At 36.9% G+C, this 20,046-nt stretch carries 12 protein-coding genes; 6 read left to right on the top strand and 6 right to left on the bottom strand.

Translation table 11 applies throughout. From position 1 onward, the window contains the following. Window positions 1-621 precede the first annotated feature (621 nt). A complete protein-coding gene (locus tag JM83_RS02190) occupies window positions 622-4,626 on the top strand; it encodes a two-component regulator propeller domain-containing protein (protein ID WP_144958946.1) in 4,005 nt (1,334 codons plus the stop codon). A gap of 3 nt (window positions 4,627-4,629) precedes the next feature. Here JM83_RS02190 and JM83_RS02185 read toward each other — a convergent pair whose 3' ends face one another. After that, on the bottom strand, window positions 4,630-6,057 hold the full coding sequence (locus tag JM83_RS02185) for a TonB-dependent receptor (RefSeq protein ID WP_144958944.1): 1,428 nt from the start codon (window positions 6,055-6,057) through the stop codon (window positions 4,630-4,632). A 146-nt stretch (window positions 6,058-6,203) separates the two neighbouring features. Continuing rightward, entirely contained in the window at window positions 6,204-7,745 is a 1,542-nt protein-coding gene (locus tag JM83_RS02180; RefSeq protein ID WP_144958942.1) for a SulP family inorganic anion transporter, read from the bottom strand. Window positions 7,746-8,008: 263 nt separating this feature from the next. Between JM83_RS02180 and era the strand changes: the two genes are divergently transcribed. Then, on the top strand, window positions 8,009-8,893 hold the full coding sequence (gene era, locus JM83_RS02175) for a GTPase Era (RefSeq protein WP_144958940.1): 885 nt from the start codon (window positions 8,009-8,011) through the stop codon (window positions 8,891-8,893). A gap of 19 nt (window positions 8,894-8,912) precedes the next feature. Here the strand turns inward: era and JM83_RS02170 are convergent, their stop codons facing one another. Further along, window positions 8,913-10,424 (bottom strand): GH3 auxin-responsive promoter family protein, encoded by a 1,512-nt coding sequence (locus JM83_RS02170; protein ID WP_144958939.1) that lies wholly within the window; start codon window positions 10,422-10,424, stop codon window positions 8,913-8,915. A gap of 119 nt (window positions 10,425-10,543) precedes the next feature. Here JM83_RS02170 and JM83_RS02165 point away from each other — a divergent pair, with 119 nt between their 5' ends. Continuing rightward, window positions 10,544-11,338 carry a DUF2797 domain-containing protein gene (locus JM83_RS02165; RefSeq protein WP_144958937.1) on the top strand — a complete coding sequence of 265 codons (795 nt, stop codon included), beginning with the start codon at window positions 10,544-10,546 and terminating at the stop codon, window positions 11,336-11,338. A 466-nt stretch (window positions 11,339-11,804) separates the two neighbouring features. On the opposite strand, the gene JM83_RS02160 is transcribed toward JM83_RS02165, so the two are convergent. After that, window positions 11,805-14,483 (bottom strand): AsmA-like C-terminal region-containing protein, encoded by a 2,679-nt coding sequence (locus tag JM83_RS02160; protein ID WP_144958935.1) that lies wholly within the window; start codon window positions 14,481-14,483, stop codon window positions 11,805-11,807. Window positions 14,484-14,793: 310 nt separating this feature from the next. Between JM83_RS02160 and JM83_RS02155 the strand changes: the two genes are divergently transcribed. Further along, window positions 14,794-15,255, top strand: a complete 462-nt coding sequence (locus JM83_RS02155; RefSeq protein WP_144958933.1) for a tRNA (cytidine(34)-2'-O)-methyltransferase — start codon at window positions 14,794-14,796, stop codon at window positions 15,253-15,255. Between the two features lie 4 nt (window positions 15,256-15,259). Here the strand turns inward: JM83_RS02155 and JM83_RS02150 are convergent, their stop codons facing one another. Beyond that, complete coding sequence (locus tag JM83_RS02150) at window positions 15,260-16,018, bottom strand: slipin family protein (RefSeq protein ID WP_144958931.1); 759 nt, start codon at window positions 16,016-16,018, stop codon at window positions 15,260-15,262. 366 nt (window positions 16,019-16,384) lie between these two features. Between JM83_RS02150 and folK the strand changes: the two genes are divergently transcribed. After that, entirely contained in the window at window positions 16,385-17,533 is a 1,149-nt protein-coding gene (folK, locus tag JM83_RS02145; protein ID WP_144958929.1) for a 2-amino-4-hydroxy-6-hydroxymethyldihydropteridine diphosphokinase, read from the top strand. A gap of 7 nt (window positions 17,534-17,540) precedes the next feature. Here the strand turns inward: folK and JM83_RS02140 are convergent, their stop codons facing one another. After that, window positions 17,541-18,086, bottom strand: coding sequence for an RNA methyltransferase (locus JM83_RS02140; RefSeq protein WP_144958927.1), 546 nt, complete (start codon window positions 18,084-18,086; stop codon window positions 17,541-17,543). Between the two features lie 119 nt (window positions 18,087-18,205). Here JM83_RS02140 and JM83_RS02135 point away from each other — a divergent pair, with 119 nt between their 5' ends. Next, complete coding sequence (locus JM83_RS02135) at window positions 18,206-20,038, top strand: ABC transporter ATP-binding protein (RefSeq protein WP_144958925.1); 1,833 nt, start codon at window positions 18,206-18,208, stop codon at window positions 20,036-20,038. Window positions 20,039-20,046: the final 8 nt, after the last annotated feature.

Here is a 20,046-nt window from a genome sequence, read left to right as displayed (position 1 = left end):
TAAAGAGGTCATTAGTTATTTACATATCAAAATTATAATTTTTAGTAGGGATGTCAGGTAGAGCATTTCGACTTCGCTCAATACAGGCTAATGACGAAATCTCTTTTTTGAGCTAAAAAGTTCTCGACTTTAGTTTATCCTGAGCGCAGGGGAAGGACTCGAACAAACAATACGATATTTTTTAACTGTTTGAAAAACAATATAATAAAGTATAAAAATCTTACGTAGTTATCTACTGAGCTTTGTTAAAATATATTGTTGTCCGATAAAAAATTTCAGAAACTTTCAAGAACTCAGTATTAATAACGTTTAGAAGCAGTTAATCTTCCCGAACATTTCATTCAGGCGGGCGTTAAGACCATGCTTATGGTCCTGTTTTGTTAGATCTCATTTTAAAATAAGAATTCAAATTAAATTTTACTACCAGTTAGTTACATAGATGTTTTTGTTACTTTCCGCGAAGTGGTCTTTAATTTTCAACCGTGCACGCCTGCCTTTTAATGAGTATTCTGTATGGTTAATAACCTCTTGATAAATCGATTTTAATTCTCTTCCAAACAAGCATTTATATCTAGCCTTATCATTAAATTGTTTGCATTAACAATATTAAATATTTAAAATTTGGGGCATTCTAAATTGAAAATATTTCTTGCGGGTTCACTTATTTTATTGGGGAATGCAATAAGTGATTGTATGGCGCAGGAAGTACCGGGAATTGAAAAACTTACGGAAGTAAACGGAAGTTTTGAGAAAATAAATGAAATTCAGCAGGATAGTATAGGCAATCTTTGGATTGCTTCAGACGATCATGTGCAGCGCTATAATTCCTTCTTTTCAGAATTTTATTCGCAGTTTAAGGGGATGCCCGAAAAGGCCGGAAAAATCAATACGCTCTTTATAGATTCTCAAAACCGTATTTGGACCGGTACCGAGAATGGCCTATATCGCTATAATCCCGAGAAAAATGTTTTTGTTGCCATTCCTTCAGAAAGGGCAAATACAAAAACGAATGTACAGCAGATCGCTGAAGATGAATTCGGAAAAATCTGGATCGGCTCCAATAGCGGGATCTGGAACTATACCAGAAATCAATTGGTACTTATATCGCCATTTCCATCCAAACAATCTGTGAACGACCTAGCTCCGGTTGATCAGCGAATCGTGTTTGGAACTTCAAAAGGGTTGTTCAGCTTAAACAAGAACAGCGGACAGTATAAAAAAATCCCACTTTTAAGCTATAAAGATTTTAATGTTAGAAGTATTCTTTTTACGGGAGAGGCTTATTTAATTGGCACACAAGAAAACGGATTGTATAAAACCGACAAGAATTTCAGCAATCCAGAAAAGATATACAGCCTTCCATTTTCTGCTCAAAAAACACCTATCGAGGATATTTCCATAGACAAGGCAGGAAATGTTTATTTAGCTTCCAAGGGAGATGGATTGTTGATCTTGAACAAGAACTTAAAACTGGCGTCCCATTACTTGCAACAAGAGAACAATAACCTTTCTTTATCTGATAACAGTTTAAATGGCTTGTTTCTGGATAAATACAATACGCTCTGGGTTTCTACGGAATCTGGGCAGATAAACTCCATCAACCTAAAGCAGAACAATTTTGAGTTCTTGCGCCATGACCCAAAAAAATACAGCAGTCTCGCCGATAATTTCACAACTGCCATAGAAGAAGATAAGAATGGCAATGTTTGGTTTGGAACCAGACAGGGATTGAGTGTTTGGAACAGGCGATCCGACTCTTGGCAACATCTAAAAAATCTTTCATTTAAATACCAGAGCAATATTCCGGATATTATTAGGGACCTTCAGGCAGACGATATGCATATGTGGGTGGCCACTTTTAATGATGGAGTTTACAAGATCAATATCAACACATTTTTGAGGGCGCAGTATTCTACAGATGCCTTAAATAAAACCGGACTTCAAAAAGTGAATGCTTTATTGGTAGACACCAATAAAAATGTGTGGGCTGGGGGCGAAGATGGGAACCTTACCCGCATTGATCCAAATAACGAGATTAAAAGTTTCACCTTGCGAGGAATAAGTGCGATGGCTCAATTGGATAATGGAGATGTCCTGGCAGCTGGTAAAAATGGAGTTTTTAATATCCATACGGGGGCAAATACATTTCAACCAATCAAGAAATTAGACCCAAATACCAAGAACCTTCCTTATTTTAATATCAATACTATTAGTGAAACTTTATCTGGAGAAATCGTTTTGGCAACAGAGGGTGCAGGAATTGTAGTTTACAATCCCGAAGCAGGATCGGTCAAGGTGATAAATGTAAAATCGGGATTGCCTTCCAATAGGATCCAAGGCTTGTTGATCTATGGGAGAAATGAAGTGTGGGCAGGAACCAATAAGGGGCTGGTAAACTTTGTGATTGAAGATAATCCAACAATCCGGGTTTTCGATAAAGATGATGGCTTGCTAAGTGCCGTTTTTACACGAGGAAGTTTTGCGCAATTGGATAATAAACTGGCATTTGGAACCTTGAAAGGGGTGAGTGTTTTTAATCCGAATAAATTAAAGAGCAAGCCTGAAACCGTTCCCAATATCTTGTTCGGGGCTTTAGATGTGATGTCAAAAGAGGATGGAACGAAGTCCTTGGCTAATTTTGATTCTGGCAAGAAATTGAAGTTAGGTCCAGATCAAAATTCTTTTCATATAAAGTTCTACGGAATGACTCCCGGGGATTATTCCCAATTGGCCTATTCATGGAAATTAGAGGGGTTGGATACAGAATGGTCTGACCCCAGCACTCAAAATGAAGCAAATTATGCGAACCTCGCTCCTGGGAAGTATACGTTCTTGGTGAAGGCGAAAAAAGCAAATGGACAATGGAGCGCTGTAAAGCAAGTTTCAATGAATATAGCATCACCTTGGTGGGCATCTACCGGTGCATATGTAATCTTTGGAATTTTATTACTGGCACTTATTGGAATTCCGCTTTACCTTTTCAGAATTCATAAAAAGAGGGAAAGTAAGGCTGCACGTTCTAAATTTTACAGCAACTTGAACCAGGAGATTGGAACGCCGCTTACTATTTTATTGACCTCTTTGGAAAATATTGCGGAAGAAGAGTCTAAAACAAAGCACCGTTTAAAAAATACCGTAAATAGGTTGAAGGAGTTATTGGAACCTATTTTAAATTTTCAGCCTTCTAAATTCAGGAAAGCAAATGCTGCTCCTGTAATTTCTAGAATTGCACTTGATAATTATTTTGAAGAATTGATCAAGGATTTTAATCCGCTTCTGCGTCAAAAGAATTTGGAGATCATTGTAAACAATCAGTGGAATCAGGAATTCTTTTATTACGATGCCGATAACTTAAATAAGATCTTTTTCAACCTTATTTCCAGTGCCATAAAATATTCTTTTGATGAGGGCAAGATAATCATCAACCTAATTGGCACCAATAAAGGGGACCTTAAGATACAGGTGGCAGATAATGGGTTGGGACTTCCAAGGGAAGATCAAAAAGTGATCAAAGAATATTATAGAAGCTCCCGAAGTGGTATCGCGGCAGAGAATTCTGAGCATATCAACTTGTTATATGTAAAAGATTTTATAGATAAGCTGGGTGGTACGATAGTATTTGAAAGCAGTAAAGATCAGGGAACCACCTTTACCTTGATCCTTAAAAACCATATTAAGGATGAGATTGCCCAAGCTCCTAAAACCGAAGAAATCCAACAAGTGCTTGTAGAGAAGCCAATTCTGAAAAATGAACCGGAGCTAACGGTGATTAGGGATACTAAGCCAATAAAAGTTGAAGAAAAAGTTGAAATTGAAGAAAGTGTTCCGCAGGAAATAGTATCCAAAAATGAGAGCACCACCGAAGAGATCAGGATCTTAATTGTAGAGGACAACGATGAGCTTAGAAAAGTATTCGTGCAATCCTTTAAAAAATTGGGCGAAGTTTTCGATGCCAAAAACGGCCTGGAAGCTTATGAGATTGCCAGTAGAATTATACCAAATGCTATTTTAACCGACTTTGATATGCCGGGGATGGATGGAATTACCCTTTACAATGCCATTAAGGAAAATCCAGATCTGCATAATGTTCCTGTCTTCGTTATGGTTACTGATGAAAATAGGATGCAATTACCTGTAGAGGATCAATCAGAATTATTACAATTAATTGCGAAACCGGTAAACTTGGAACTATTGTTATTGAAAGTTGAAGGGAAAATGAAGGCTTCAGCCATTCAGCCCTATGTAAACACAAACCTAAGTGAGCGTAACAGCAATTTGTTAAAAGGTGGTTTGGACGATAAATTCATAGCCAACTTGGAGGCGATAATTGTGCAAAATATACATGATAGCAGTTTTACGGTAGAAGATCTAAGCGAAGCTATTGGGATGTCCAGTAATTCCCTCTATTTAAAATTGAAAAATTTAAACGGGCTTACACCCCTGGATTTTATCACCAGAACAAAACTGATCTATGCAAGGTCCCTTTTAAATAAAGGAGAATCAGATCTTTCGGAAGTTGCCAGACAAGCTGGTTTTCAGAACAAAGATATTTTCTTTTCTTCCTTTAAAAAGTATTTTGGATTTATGCCCGGAACAATTATGGAAAAGAACAAGCCTACTAAATAGGTTTTATTCCCTAAATAAGTTTTTCTCCTTGATAATTTGGGTGGTACTTTCTGGCAACATAGACTCCCAGCCAGATTTACCATCCACAATCATTTGATACACCTCCCGGGAGTTGATATCGAGTACGGAGGGATCATAATCGGTGATGTCCACAACTCTTCCATTATCTTTAAAGAATTTATATAATTCCTTCATTCTTGGATGTACTTTCAAATTTTCACTGGTTGTTATTTCTCCAGTTTCAGGATCCTTAAGAGGATACAAATAAACCTTGAGATCCTTAAAAAACAATTTTCCAAAGGCTTCTAAGATACCACCACTAAGATGCCTATAATATTTTTCATCAAAAATGTCTATGAAAGTATTTACACCCATGGTTAGGCCCATGCGTTCTGATGTATGTTGAGCAAAGTATTCTACTACTTTATAGTATTCTTGAAAATTGGAGATCATTACCGTTTGTCCCAAAGAACAAAGTAATTTGGCCCTATCCATAAAATCTTTTTCGTCTATTTCCCCTTCTGCTCTAAGATTGGAAAGTGTCATTTCAAAGATCACCATCACTTTTTTCTCATCCACCTTTTTTTCATTTAGAAAAAGCTTTAAAGATTTTTCATACATGCTCATATTCACCTTGGTCACCGGTCTAAAGCTACCTCTAAGGGTTAAAATGTTTCGTTTGTAAAGGACATTGGCGGGAAGGATATTGTGGCCATCTGGTGCGAACATCACGGCATCTGTCATTCCGTTTTTAACCAATTGCAGGCTCATTAACCTATTGTCTACATTTTCGAAAGCAGGACCTGTAAAATTAATGGTATCTATTTCTATTTGGTCTTTATCTAACTGATCATACAAATGCATCAAAAGATTTTTTGGATCGTCATGAAGGTAGTAGGCGCCATGAATTAAATTCACTCCCATGGTTCCAATGGTTATTTGCTGGAGAACAGCCAAGGTTTCATGAAACTGAACGTGCAAGATTATTTCGCTGTACTCTTCTTCCGGCTGGGTTTGAAAACGGATGCCCATCCAACCATGGCCTTTATATTTTTTGGCGAAATCTATGGTAGTTACCGTATTTGCGTAACTAAAGAAAAGTTTATCGGGATGCTTTTCCCTGGAGATCCTATTTTCAATAAGGCCTGTTTCAAAAGAAAGAATGCTTTTTAGCCTATTTTCGGTAACATATCTTCCGTCATCTTCTATTCCATAAATGGCATCACTAAAATCCTTGTCGTAAGCACTAATTGTCTTTGCAATGGTGCCTGAAGCATCGCCAACCCTAAAAAAATTACGAACGGTTTCTTGGCCCGCTCCAATTTCGGCGAAAGTTCCATAAATGTTTTCATTAAGATTCAATCGTAGGCATTTGTTATCTATGGATTGGGTGCTTTCGATCTCTTTATCCCCTTTTACACTAACAGGCATATTTTCAATTTTAGGATTGACAAGCTAAATTTAAGAATATTATAGTTCTTAAATGACGCATTTAAGAATGGGTTTAACATTATTGGAACACAAAAAAGCCTCTTGAACTAAAATTCAAGAGACTTTTTAAAAAATATTCAAATTTTTTAAACTTTATCTACCGCTACTTTATAAGTAGGATCTTCCAAAATATTCACTTCTATAAGTGCATCGGCATTGTTGAGTAAAGTGCGACAATCGCTGCTCAAGTGCCTTAGATGAAGTTTTTTGCCTTGCTTTAAATAACGCTCGGTCAATTTGTTTACTGCTTCAATCCCAGACATATCTACAATCCTACTTTCAGAAAAATCGATCACCACCTCATCCGGGTCTGTAAGAATATCGAATTTATCATTGAATGCCTGAACAGATCCGAAGAAAAGGGGACCGTAGATCTCATAATGCTTAACTCCAGCTTCATCTACTCTTTTTCTGGCTCTAATTCGTTTAGCGTTGTCCCATGCAAATACCAATGCCGAAATAATTACTCCCACCAATACCGCTAAAGCTAAATTATGAAGGAAAATGGTGATCAAAGTAACCATGACCATAACAAAAACATCAGAATTTGGCATCCTTCTAAAAGTTTTTAAACTTGCCCATTCAAAAGTTCCTACTGCAACCATGATCATAACCCCCGTAAGCGCTGCCATTGGTAATTTTTCGATGATATCCGCTCCAAACATGATGAAAATCAAAAGCATTACTGCAGCTACAATGCCGGAAAGTCTTGCCCTCGCCCCAGAAGATACGTTTATCAAACTCTGGCCTATCATCGCACATCCACCCATTCCAGAGAAAAGCCCGGATAGCATATTCGCAGTTCCTTGCGCTACACATTCTTTGTTTCCACTTCCACGGGTTTCGGTGATCTCGTCTATAATGTTCAAGGTTAAAAGGCTTTCTATAAGTCCAACCCCTGCCATGATCGCTGCAAACGGAAAAATTATAGTTAAGGTCTCCCAAGTAAAGGGCACCATAGGGATATGAAAAGGAGGAAACCCACCTTTAATTGATGCTATGTCCCCCACCGTCTTGGTATCTATACCAAGCCCAAGCACTACGCCAAATACCACTAAAATTGCAGCAAGGGAAGAAGGAAAAACTTTAGTGAACTTAGGAAGGCCCCAAATAATAAGCATGGTTGTAAATACCAAGCCCAATAAAATATAAAGCGGGGTTCCTGTCATCCATTCCAGTTCGCCTGCTGTGTTTATTGTTTTAAACTGATTTAACTGGGACATGAAAATAATAATTGCCAATCCGTTTAGGAATCCGAAAATTACCGAATGTGGCACCAACCTAATTAGTTTTCCTAAACGCAGCACTCCTGCCAATACCTGAATGATTCCTGCGAGTATGACGGTGGCAAATATATATTCTGGGCCATAGGTAAGGGAAAGGCCAACAATCACTACTGCAACAGCTCCGGTTGCACCAGAGATCATTCCCGGCCGTCCTCCAAAAATGGAAGTTATCAAGCCCATTACAAAAGCGGCATATAATCCGGTTAATGGAGAGAGTCCCGCGATCAAAGCAAAAGCTACTGCTTCTGGAATTAAAGCCAAGGCTACGGTTAAACCCGCCAATACTTCGGTTTTGTAATTTACTTTTTGTGAAAAATCAAAAAGGTTGAAAATTTTTGTCATGAAAAAGTCTTAATAATATGAACGAATATTAATTATAAACTAATATTCCGAATATTTTCTCATTGCATTGCTGTTTAATTGCTTCAATATTAAAAGCTTATCCATGATAATGCTTAAGAGCCGGCAAAAATATTGAATTTAAATTAGATCCCGCTTACAAAGTAGATTAATTGTAAAAGGCTTGGTATTCGTTAATATTAGAAACCTGTAAAAAGTTAGGAATGGCTTATTAAATGAAATATCTTTGCCAAAATTCTTTTCTTATGGCACATAAAGCCGGTTTTGTAAATATCATTGGAAATCCAAACGTTGGTAAATCCACATTAATGAATGCTTTTGTTGGTGAAAAATTATCCATTATCACTTCTAAAGCACAAACTACCAGGCACCGTATTCTGGGTATTGTTAATGGGGAAGACTTTCAGGCGATCTTAAGCGATACTCCCGGGATTATTAAACCAGCATACGATTTGCAACAATCCATGATGGATTTTGTGAAGTCTGCTTTTGAAGATGCCGATATCCTTATCTATATGGTAGAGATTGGGGAGCAGGAATTAAAGGATGAAGCTTTCTTTAAAAAGATCACCAATGCCACGATTCCCGTATTGTTATTGCTAAATAAGATCGATATTTCCAACCAAGGTGTATTAGAAGAACAAGTGGCCCACTGGACCGCAAAGGTTCCAAATGCGGAGATCTACCCTATTTCTGCCTTGCAAGGATTTAATGTTGCGCAGGTCTTTAATAGGGTTGTGGAATTACTTCCGGAATCTCCCGCTTTCTATCCAAAAGACACATTAACAGACAAGCCGGAACGTTTCTTTGTAAATGAGATCATTCGCGAAAAGATCCTAATGCACTACAAGAAGGAAATTCCCTATTCTGTAGAAATAGACACAGAAGAATTTTTTGAGGATGAATTGATTATTAGAATGCGAAGCATTATTATGGTGGAGCGTGAAACCCAAAAAGGAATTATAATTGGCCATAAAGGCTCTGCTTTAAAAAGGGTAGGAGTAGAGGCTCGAAAAGATTTGGAGAAATTCTTCGGAAAGCAAGTTCACTTGGAACTTTACGTAAAAGTGAACAAGAATTGGCGTAATGATTCCAAGCAACTGAAGCGGTTTGGCTATAATAAGAAGTAGAATTATTAATTCTTGAATCCTACATCATTTCAATTAACTCCTCTACGTAACAACGTTTATTGGAGAGCCTTGGGATCTTATGTTGTCCTCCTAATTTGTCATTTTTCTTCAACCAGTCATAAAATAACTTTTCGCGAGCTTGATGTACTTTTGGCATATTAAGCGTCATATTATTGAAACGTTTGGCTTCGTAATCACCGTTCAATTGCTGTAAGGCCAGATCTAGTTCAACAATAAAAAACTCCAAATTATCCGGTGGGGTTTTAAACTCGATGATCCATTCATGAGCTCCTTTTTCTTTGCCTTCCATAAAAATGGGAGCCACTGTATAATCTATAATTTGGCAACCAGTGATCTGGGAGGCTTTTTTTAGGGCATTATCGGTATTTTCTATAATAAGCTCTTCCCCAAAAACATTAATGTGGTGTTTTGTTCTTCCAGAAACTTTAATCCGATATGGACTGGTAGAGGTAAACCGCACGGTATCTCCAATTCTATAGCGCCATAACCCAGCGTTTGTGGTAATTACGACTGCATAATTCACTTCGGGTTTTACTTCGCTCAACGGAATTATTTTTTGCTCTGGGGTACCATAGGCATCCATAGGGATAAATTCATAAAAGATCCCATAATCCAACATCAATAATAGCTCGTTGGAATTGTTGTGGTCTTGGCAAGCGAAAAATCCTTCCGAAGCATTATAGATTTCATAATATTGAAAAGAATCGCTAGGCAGTAGTTTTTTATATTGATCCGCATAAGGTTGAAAATTCACGCCCCCATGAAAATATACTTCCAAGTTTTGCCAAACCTGAAATAAGTCTTCTTTTTTACTGGTATCCAAAACCTTGTTTAACAGCACCAACATCCAAGAGGGAACTCCCGCAAGGCTGGTCACTTTTTCTTTGATGGTTTCATTTACGATCGCCTGCATTTTTATCTCCCAATCGTTCATTAAAGAAACTTCGTTGCTGGGTGTACTGCTAAACTCTGCCCAAAAAGGCATGTTTTCTATAAGTATTGCCGAAAGATCTCCATAAGAAGTACCATTGTTCCTATAAATCTCCTTGCTTCCACCTAATCGCAAACTCTTTCCTGTAAATAATTGAGATTGCGGATTGTTGTTGAGGTACATGCACAACAAATCCTTTCCGGCAGCATAATGGCAATTCTCCAGGGAGTCGTCACTAACTGGAATGAACTTGCTTTTGGCATTGGTGGTCCCACTGGATTTTGCAAACCACTTAATAGGTGTAGGCCAAAATATGTTGTTTTCGCCTCTTCTACTGCGTTCTATGGAAGGTTCATGTTCTTCGTAAGAATGAATCGGTACCCGTTCAGCAAAAGTTTGGTAGGTGGTTATTTCTGAAAAGTTATATTTTTTTCCAATTTCCGTATGTTTGGCCGTGCTTATGAGAGACCTTAAAAGTTCTTGCTGAACTTCGTTAGGATACTTCATAAACAATTCCATTTGATGGATGCGCTTCTTTAGGAACCAAGAGGCGATAGAGTTTACTAGTGGAATTGGCATTATTCTTTTATCTTTAAACCTGATTTAAAACGCTTGGTAATATACAGTATAAAAGATAAAATTAAAACTAATCTGTTAGCTTACAATACCCATTTTCTATAAAATTAAAACAAAATAGCATGAGATACGAAGGTGTTCTAACCAAAATGAGAACCGAACTGCAAAAAGAAGTAGAATATTACTTGGTATTTGAGTCTGATTTCCTGAATGTTAATCAGATTTTGAACAAGCGAATCAGTATTAATTTTTTGAGATATCAATGCTTAAATTGTGGCTTGGAGAAAAAGATATTTGCACAGGGCTTTTGTTATGATTGTTATATGTCTATTCCACAAGCGGGTGACTGGATCATGAATCCGGAGTTGAGTAAAGCTCATTTAGATGAAGAAGACCGTGATCTGGAATATGAAAAGCAGGTGCAATTGAAGCCGCATATTGTGTACCTGGCAAATTCCAGTAATGTAAAAGTCGGGGTGACTAGAAAAACACAAGTTCCAACTAGATGGATAGATCAAGGCGCGCATGAAGCTATTGAGATCGTGGAAGTGCCAAATAGATATTTGGCAGGGATCACCGAAGTTGCCTTAAAAGCTCACGTTGCAGATAAAACCAATTGGCGCAAGATGCTTACCAATGATGTTAAAGATCTGGATCTAGCTGAAGAGCGTGAAAAACTGAAACAGTACATCCCGGAAGGAGCAATGCAATATTATCTGGCAAATAATAAAGAGACTGAAATTCATTTTCCGGTGCTACAATATCCCAAGAAGGTGAAAAGCCTAAACCTAACCAAAGCTCCTTTTTATGAAGGAGTCCTAAAAGGCATCAAAGGACAATATTTGTTATTTGAAGATGGTACTGTTTTTAATGTGCGCAGTCATGAAGGGTTTGTCATAGAACTGTCAATCCTTTAGTTCAAAAGACCCAAATCGTTTTTAAAATGGGCCAGTAAAACTTTGGTAGTTAATAACATTAGTTGGATTTAAGAATTTCTGTGGATCTTTTTGCAATGTTTTTTTAATGACAAATGCTGTCATTCCGAAAGAAGAATGAGGAGGAATCTCATTGCAGAGAGATTTCTCGTCGCTCATACTTCACTTCTTCGAAATGACAAACTATTAAAAACCAATTATATAATAGGAACAAGCAAAAAAGCATATATTAAAATCAGGTTACTAAGAGTCTTTGACAGACTACCATTGACGTGTTTTTATTTATTTGTGAATCCAAGACCCTGAAACCAGTTCAGGGTGACGATGCGGAATTGTCGTCATGCTGAACTTGTTTCAGCATCCCCTCAGCTTATATAAAAAACACGTCAATTTCCTAGGCTGGATAATTTTTTTATCACGGATCTCAGACTGACATTGAAAATTATAATTAATTCACTTTCGTAGTATCAACCTTTTTAGGTTTTTTATTCAGAAACCCACCTAAAATATCTTTAGCAACATCTTTTACTTGCTGTTGCTGCTGATTTCTGACAGTATCTTTTGGTGTAAGCACTGGTGTCCCTGTAGAATCTACCGTTTTTGGAGTTTGTTTATTTTGCCCGGTAAGAATATTGCCCAATGCATCTATTCCTTTATTGGTAAGTTCCTTTTTTTGCTGGGCTATTATCTGTTGTGTAAGACCGCTAACGGCTTGTTGCATATTTAGATTTATCTGCGGGCTTTGGAAACTTCCTTTTAAACCAATAGGTACGGCAACTGTCATATTTTGCAGGTCTTGTGCGCTTAGTTTGGATAAAGTATTTCCGATTTCACTACCCAACATTTTTGCAGGTACATCCAGCGTAAGGTTGTAATCCATAATATTATCGAAGCTATGGTTTCCGGCAACGGTTACTTTTATCCCTTTCACATTAAAATCGAAAGGAGCAACTGCAACATTCCCGTTATTAAATGTCAACTTCCCTTTTAAATTATCCAGGTTGATATCTTTAAAATTGATGAATTTCAATTTCTCATCCAGCGTAGTAAGCAGTGCCATTTTTTCAGGATTCACTTCTGCCGTTAAAATTTGTGCCAAAGCTTGTCCCGCAAGACTGGAAAGTTGTGGCGTAAAATCCTCATTAAGATTCCCTGATAGATTTATTTGAGTTTGTAATTTTCCGCTTAGTGCCTTTGCAATAGGAGCAAGCCCTTGTAGTAATTCCAAACTATTAAATGATTTAGAAATATCCAGGGCATTTAACCCCATATCCATCGAAAAAGTTGGGATGGCAGTCTTAGTAGAAACATTTCCGCTTAAGGCAATAGAGCCATCAAAGATGTTGGAAGTTACATTTTGAAGGGTCGCGGTTTCGTCTTTTATGATCATGGTTCCAACCACATTTTTCAGCTCTAGATTATCGTACAATACGGTATTCGCATTAAATACCAACGTGGCATCTAGAAAAGAAGGGATTTTTATGGCCTCTTTCCCCGTGGTCACTGTTTTAGGTTTTTCTGTAGGAACTCCTTCTTTATCTGTTTTTTCGACTGTTTTAGTCTCAGCAACCATAAAATCGTTTACAGAAAAAGTATTCGATTTTACCTGAAATTTTCCTTTTAATTGCTGATCTGTAAATAAGTATCCCATTAAATTCTGAATAGAACCGGTGGCATTGATATCTGTCTTCCCGCTGGTAAGCATCATTTCTAAAACCTGAACATTTCCCTGGTTGAATTTAAAATTAGCGGAGGCAATTTTCACTTCATTCGGGATTTCCGGGGTTTTATAAGAGAAATTTTTAATACTTGCCACTCCACTGCTATTCACGTTCTGAAATTGTTCTTTCTCTATGGAATTCATATCAAAAGAGGTTTTAAGATCGGCGGTTAGAATTCCATTTAGATCCTGTTGCATTTCCAATGGATACGCTTTTTCCAGATTTGCTAGATCAATAGTTCCTTTTAGAGCAAGATCTACCAGCATGTTTCCCGTAAGGTTTTTGATCTTTCCATTCCCGCTGAAGTTGTCCTGGTCTATCCTAAAACTCATTTTATTGATATCTAGAAATGTATCATCAACAAGGCCTGTTTCGTTTATTATAACAACGTCTATGTTAATGTTATCTACGCCTTTTGGAAGGTCGGGATATTTAAACGAAGCATTATTGGAGCTTATCTTGATATCCATTTTTGGGATATAAGTATCGTCTATTATGCCCTTTATCACCCCGCTAACCACAAAATCTCCTTTAGTGTCTACATTTTCGATATTCTTGGCATAGATCGCTGGGATTACTGCTAAGAAATTTTTAAAGGAAGAAGAAGGAGTTTTAAAAGCAAGATCAATTTCGTTATTGTTATCATTCACTTTTACAAATCCATCAAAGGTTAATGGTAGCTGATTTAGAGTAGCTTTATTCTCTAAAAAAGTATATTTCATATTATCCAAGTCCATTTGGATCACTGCATCCAAGGACAATTTATTTTTATTTAAATAATTGGTGCCGTCGTAATCTAAAGAAACAAGGGAATTTGTTTCTGTATCCAGTTCAGATTGTGCCAAGGAGAAATCCCCGGTTCCCTGATGATTAAGATTCTCTAGACTTAAGGCCATCTTATTGCCCTCATCTACATATTTAAGTCGGGAATTATTTATCTCATAATGCTTAAGATCCAACTTAAAAGGATTAGAAGTAGTATCTTGATCTGTGGAAGTAGAATCTAAAATGGCAATGTCATAATTATTGTTTCCTAAGGAATCTACCTTGATATTTATATAGGCCTTATTCAATATCAGCTCATCGATCTTTTTTGGTTGATCACTTCCTTTAAAGAGTTCCTTTATAGACATTTCCAGAAGCAATTCTTCAGAAACAGCAAGCGTATCTCCGGCAAATGGGGCATTATTTATAATGCTTAGATCTTTTAAGACCAAAGTTGCCTGCGGAAAACTACGGAACAACGTAAGGTCCAGATCGCTGAACTCCACTGTGGCATTCACATTTTTATTGATGGTCTTTTTAACCATGTCTTTTAACCGCGCTTCAAAAATAAATGGAGCGGTTATCAAGAGAACGATAATTACCAACAACGTAAACCCTATAATTTTAAATACTTTTTTCATTTTTTTGCCTATTAAAGCTCCATTTTTAGGAGGTTTGATTTTTTATTAAAACTTATTGCCAAAATGTAATACAATCTCTAAGCCAATTGGTTATATAATTAAGGATTGTTATCTTTTTTAGGTTTTAACACCAAAACGCAAAGTTAAGAGTCTGTAATTTTCTTTTACTTAATTTGATGTGAAAATAAATAAAGTCTTCTTTCCTATTTTATACTAATAATTTTAAGAACTGAAGTATATTGAGCCTTCTAGATAAATTTAAAATCATTTTTGGATAAAAATTAATGAATGGAGAAATCAAAAATAAAAAATGGGATATAATATTGTGCTTATAGAGCCGGAAATACCAATGAATACTGGGAATATTGGTAGGCTAAGTTTAGCTTCTGGTTCTACCTTGCATTTGGTAAAGCCTTTTGGTTTTGAGTTGGATGATAAACGGGTAAAGCGTGCCGGACTGGATTATTGGAAACATATTTCTTTAAAGATCTATGAAAATGTAGATGAATTCTTTGAGCGGAACAAGGATCAAAAAATGGCATTTTTCTCCAGTCATGCCGAAAAGGAGTACATGAATATAGATTATACAGATAATATGTTCCTAATTTTCGGAAAAGAATCTGTTGGTTTGTCTTCAGAAATAATTGAGAAACACAAGGAGCGTCTTTATAAAATCCCTATTTTTAGTGAGCACATAAGAAGTTTGAACCTTGCAAATGCAGTAAGTGTGGTCGTCTATGAAGGAATACGAAATTTAAAATATAAAATTTGAAACCTTAATCCTCCCGATCTTTAGAAAGCGGCTTATTGATTTTCGATAGCACCTCTTCTGGGAACGGAAAGACAATGGTAGAATTTTTCTCTGCCGCGATATTGGATAAGGTCTGATAGAGTCGTAATTTAATGGCAGAAGGGGATTGATCTATCAATTTTCCGGCTTCTAAAAGTTTCCCAGCAGCTTGTTCCTCTGCTAAAGCGAGGATTATCTGAGATCTTCTGGAACGCTCTGCTTCGGCTTGGCCTGCCATCATTCGTTTCATGTTTTCGGGCAATTGGATGTCTTTTATTTTCATCCCAATAATTTCGATTCCCCATTCCCTGGTTTCCTCTTCTACAATAGCTTTAATATTCTTCCCCATTTCTTCTCGCTTAGAGAGAATAGTATCTAGTTCCACTTTTCCGCAGACATCCCTTAGAGCAGCTTGGGAGAGTTGTGTGATCGCATAATTATACTCCTCTACCTGCAGGACCGCTTTTTCGGGATCGTTGATTCTAAAGAAAACCACCCCGTCTATGCTGCAAGGAACGTTGTCTTCTGTCATTACTTCTTGGGAAAGGATATTAATGGTGATCACCCGAATATCTACAACCTGAATGGTTTCTACCAATGGAATTATCCATTTAAAACCCGGTTTCAGGATCTTGATATATTTTCCGAACCTAAATTTTAAGGCTCTTTTGTATTCAAAAATAATCCGGATGCCACTCAATAAGATCAAGGATAATAGAATTACGAAAAATACGGACGGTATCATACACTTAAGAATTAGGTTGGCACTATAACTCCAATTCATTAAAACAGGTTTTTAGAATAGATCTCAACTTTTTTTGTTTCAGAAATCTTGATATCCATTATTTAAGAACTAAACCAAAACAATCCTAACTAAAAACCCGGTAGGGAAAATAAGAATTCCTTATAAATTTAAGCATAAATAGAGAAGGATGCAAGGTGTTTGGAGTTTGTGCTGAATAACATTTGAAATTCCCGTTGTGAATCCCGAGTTTTATTTAAAAACATTTTTTTCTAAGCTCTCTCCAATAAAGTTGAGTTTATGTTGATTTGTTTTACTTAATTTGCCAAGAAATTTAATTACTCCCTTCTTAAACCTTCAATTTTACGTTTGAATCCTCCAAAATTATATTATATCGCGCTAGGCAGCAATGATGGCAATAGAATGAAGCTATTGCAGCAGGCAATAGATACGGTTTATGCTGAAATTGGTGAGGTGCAGGCAATTTCCAAGGTGTACGAAACTCCCGCTTGGGGCTTTCAAGGCAACGCATTCTTAAATGCCTGTGCAGCTGTTTCTTCAAGATTTCCTGCGGAAGAAGTTTTACAAAAGCTTTTGGCAATAGAAACCAATTTAGGAAGGGTTAGAACCTCTACTAAAGGCTATTCCAATAGGAAAATAGATCTTGATATCGTAATGATACAGGACGAAATTATAACTACTGTCGCCCTAAAGGTGCCGCATCCTGAGATGCAAAACAGGACGTTTGTGTTATTTCCTTTGGCAGATATTGCAGGGAAGGAAATTCATCCAATTTTAAAAACTTCGGTCTTAGATCTAAAAGAGCGAATAAAAGATGATTCGTTTATTGAACCTTATTCTGAAATGCTCGCTTCTCCATCCAAAAAATATAGTTTTACGGACTGTAATTATATTGCTGTTGAAGGAAATATTGGGGCGGGTAAAACTAGTTTGTCTACGATGATTTCGCAGGATTTTAACGCGAAATTAATATTGGAACGTTTTAAGGACAATCCTTTTCTCCCCAAATTTTATGAAGATAAGCATAGATACGCCTTTCCTTTGGAAATGTCTTTTTTAGCCGATCGTTACCAGCAACTTTCCGATGATCTTGCGCAATATGATTTGTTTACAGACTTTGTTGTTTCCGATTATGATGTTTTCAAATCCTTGATCTTTGCGAAAATCACGCTTCAGGAAGATGAATACGCCTTGTACGAAAAGCTCTTCAGAATAATGTATAGGGAACTAATTAAGCCGGATCTTTATATTTATTTATATCAGAACACTGGGCGATTATTGGAAAATATTAAAAGTAGGGGACGTGACTACGAGCAGAATATTCAGCCAGATTATTTAATAGAGATCAATAAAAGCTATCTCTCATTTATGAAATCCCAGTCCAATGTTAAGGTAAAAATCATCGATATATCTGAGTTGGACTTTGTGAACAACCGCAGTGATTATTTATCTATCCTGGAACAGATTGAAGAAACTGTATTGCTGGGTTCCAAGTAAATAAAAATTATTCTATAGAAGAGGTTTTACAAAAAAGATCCCATAATACCACACCTGTACTTACTGCAATGTTTAAGGAATGCTTGCTGCCAAGTTGAGGGATTTCAATTATTTCATTACTCGCCGAGACTACCTCTTGTTGTACCCCTTTTACTTCGTTCCCAAATACAACCGCGTAAGTTTTGTCATTTTCAGGAGTAAAATCATTTAGCATGATGGCGCCTTCTGCCTGCTCGATAGCCAAAACCTGAACATTTTCAGCTTGTAGTTTTTTTATTAACGGAATAGTGTCCTCAACATATGCCCAGTCTACAGTTTCTGTAGCGCCTAAAGCCGTCTTTTGAATGTCTTTATGCGGAGGAATAGCGGTTATCCCACACAAGTACACCTTTTTAATTAAAAAGGCATCAGCAGTTCTAAAAACCGATCCAATATTGTTTAAACTTCTAATATTATCCAGAATTACAATTATCGGGGTTTTAGTTGCCTCTTTAAATTCTGAAACAGATTTTCTGTCTAACTCGCTATTCTTTAATTTTCTGTTTTCGGACATGCGGCAAAAATATGAATATTTAGAAGCATTTTTGAAGATGTTAAAAGAAAATACTTAAGCCGGTTGCTTCATAATTTGATATTTCCTGAGTAACTTGCTTTCTTACAAAATTATAGCTCTTGCCTAGAACTCAAAGATCCTTAAAACCTCAAAAGATCAATTTTAAAGAAAGTTTTGCCTCTTTAAAGTTCGTGCCTCGTTTTTTTAAAGAAATACGCAGGGTGAATCCGCTGTTGTTTTATGCTAACGTAGCTAGTAGGGTAATAAATGCGAGTTTACCTGTATTAATTTTGTTTATTGGAAAGATCATTGTTGATGAGGTCGTGCTTCAGATAGCCGCAGATATTAAGGATTATGATAGGCTTTGGCTATTTGTGGGGATTGAGCTGGGGTTGGCTATACTTTCAGATCTTTTATCTAGGGCAATTGCGCTGACAGATGCACTTTTGGGAGACCAATATTCTATAGATACATCAGTAAAGATCATTAAAAAAACATCAGAGATCAATTTAGATCAATTGGAAGATTCAGAATTCTACGATAAATTGGAACGTGCTAGACAACAAACTACGGGAAGAGTAGGATTGATGTCCAATATTTTAACCCAAGGCCAGGATGTAATTGTGATTATCTCCTTAATGGCCGGGGTGGTTGCATTCGAACCTTGGCTTATAATTCTACTAATTGTTTCTATAGTTCCAACCATTATAAACGAAATAAAATTTAGTGGTACCAGTTATTCTTTGGCCAGAAGTTGGACCCAAGAACGAAGGGAGTTGGATTATTTAAGATATGCAGGTGCAAGTGATGTTACTGCCAAAGAAGTAAAATTGTTTGGACTTTCAGATTATTTGGCAACTAGATTTAAAAATCTTTCCAATAAATATTACAAAGAAAGTAAGCAGCTTGCAAAACAGCGCGCAGCTTGGGGTTCATTTTTTAATGTGATAGGAACAGGGGCCTATTATGGCGCTTATGTGCTCATAGTTTTTAGGACCGTGGTAGGGGTTTTTAGTTTAGGAGATCTAACCTTTCTTTCGGGATCCTTCAAAAGTTTACAGACCAAATTACAAGGGTTTTTTGCCAGATTTACAGCGATCACAGAAAGTGCCTTGTATCTTCAGGATTATTTTGAATTTTTAGACCTTAAATTCCATAGATCTGAGGAAGTAACAGGACTTTCCTTACCTAAAAACATTAAAACCGGATTCACTTTTAAGAATGTTGGTTTCAAATACCCAAAATCGGAGCGCTGGGTTGTTCGGCATGTAAATTTTGAGTTGAAGGCAGGTGAAAAATTGGCTTTTGTTGGAGAGAATGGGGCAGGAAAAACCACACTTATTAAATTATTGCTTCAATTTTATGAGCCAACCGAAGGAGAAATTTTGCTGGACGGAGTGCCGATAAAGAAATACAATCAGCTTCAATACCAACAATATTTTGGGGTGATCTTTCAGGATTTTGTGAAATTCGAATTGACCTTACGCGAGAATATTGCGATGGGCGAAATAGATGAAATTGGAAATCAACCAAGAATAGATATTGCTGCGGATAAGAGCCTTGCAAATCAGGTGGTTTCAGAACTGCCTGGAGGCTACGATCAGCAATTAGGAAAACGATTTAAGAACGGGAAAGACCTTTCTGGAGGACAATGGCAAAAAATCGCGATTGCAAGAGCCTACATGAAAAATTCGGAAGTACTAATATTAGATGAGCCAACTTCAGCATTGGATGCAAGAGCAGAGACAGAAGCCTTTGATAGGTTTATAAAATTAACCGAAGGAAAAACAGCAGTGATCATATCCCACCGGTTTAGCACTGTTCGAATTGCAGATCGTATTATGGTGCTAAAGGAGGGTGCCGTTTTGGAAATTGGAACCCATCAAGAATTAATGCAAAACAATAAATTATATACAGAATTGTTTAATCTTCAGGCTGCAGGATATCAATAGCAAATTCT

The sequence above is a fragment of the Gillisia sp. Hel_I_86 genome (genome assembly GCF_007827275.1).
Lineage (GTDB): Bacteria > Bacteroidota > Bacteroidia > Flavobacteriales > Flavobacteriaceae > Gillisia.
The sequence above is the reverse complement of the archived record's forward strand: the minus strand, read 5'-3'. Positions and strand labels throughout refer to the sequence as shown.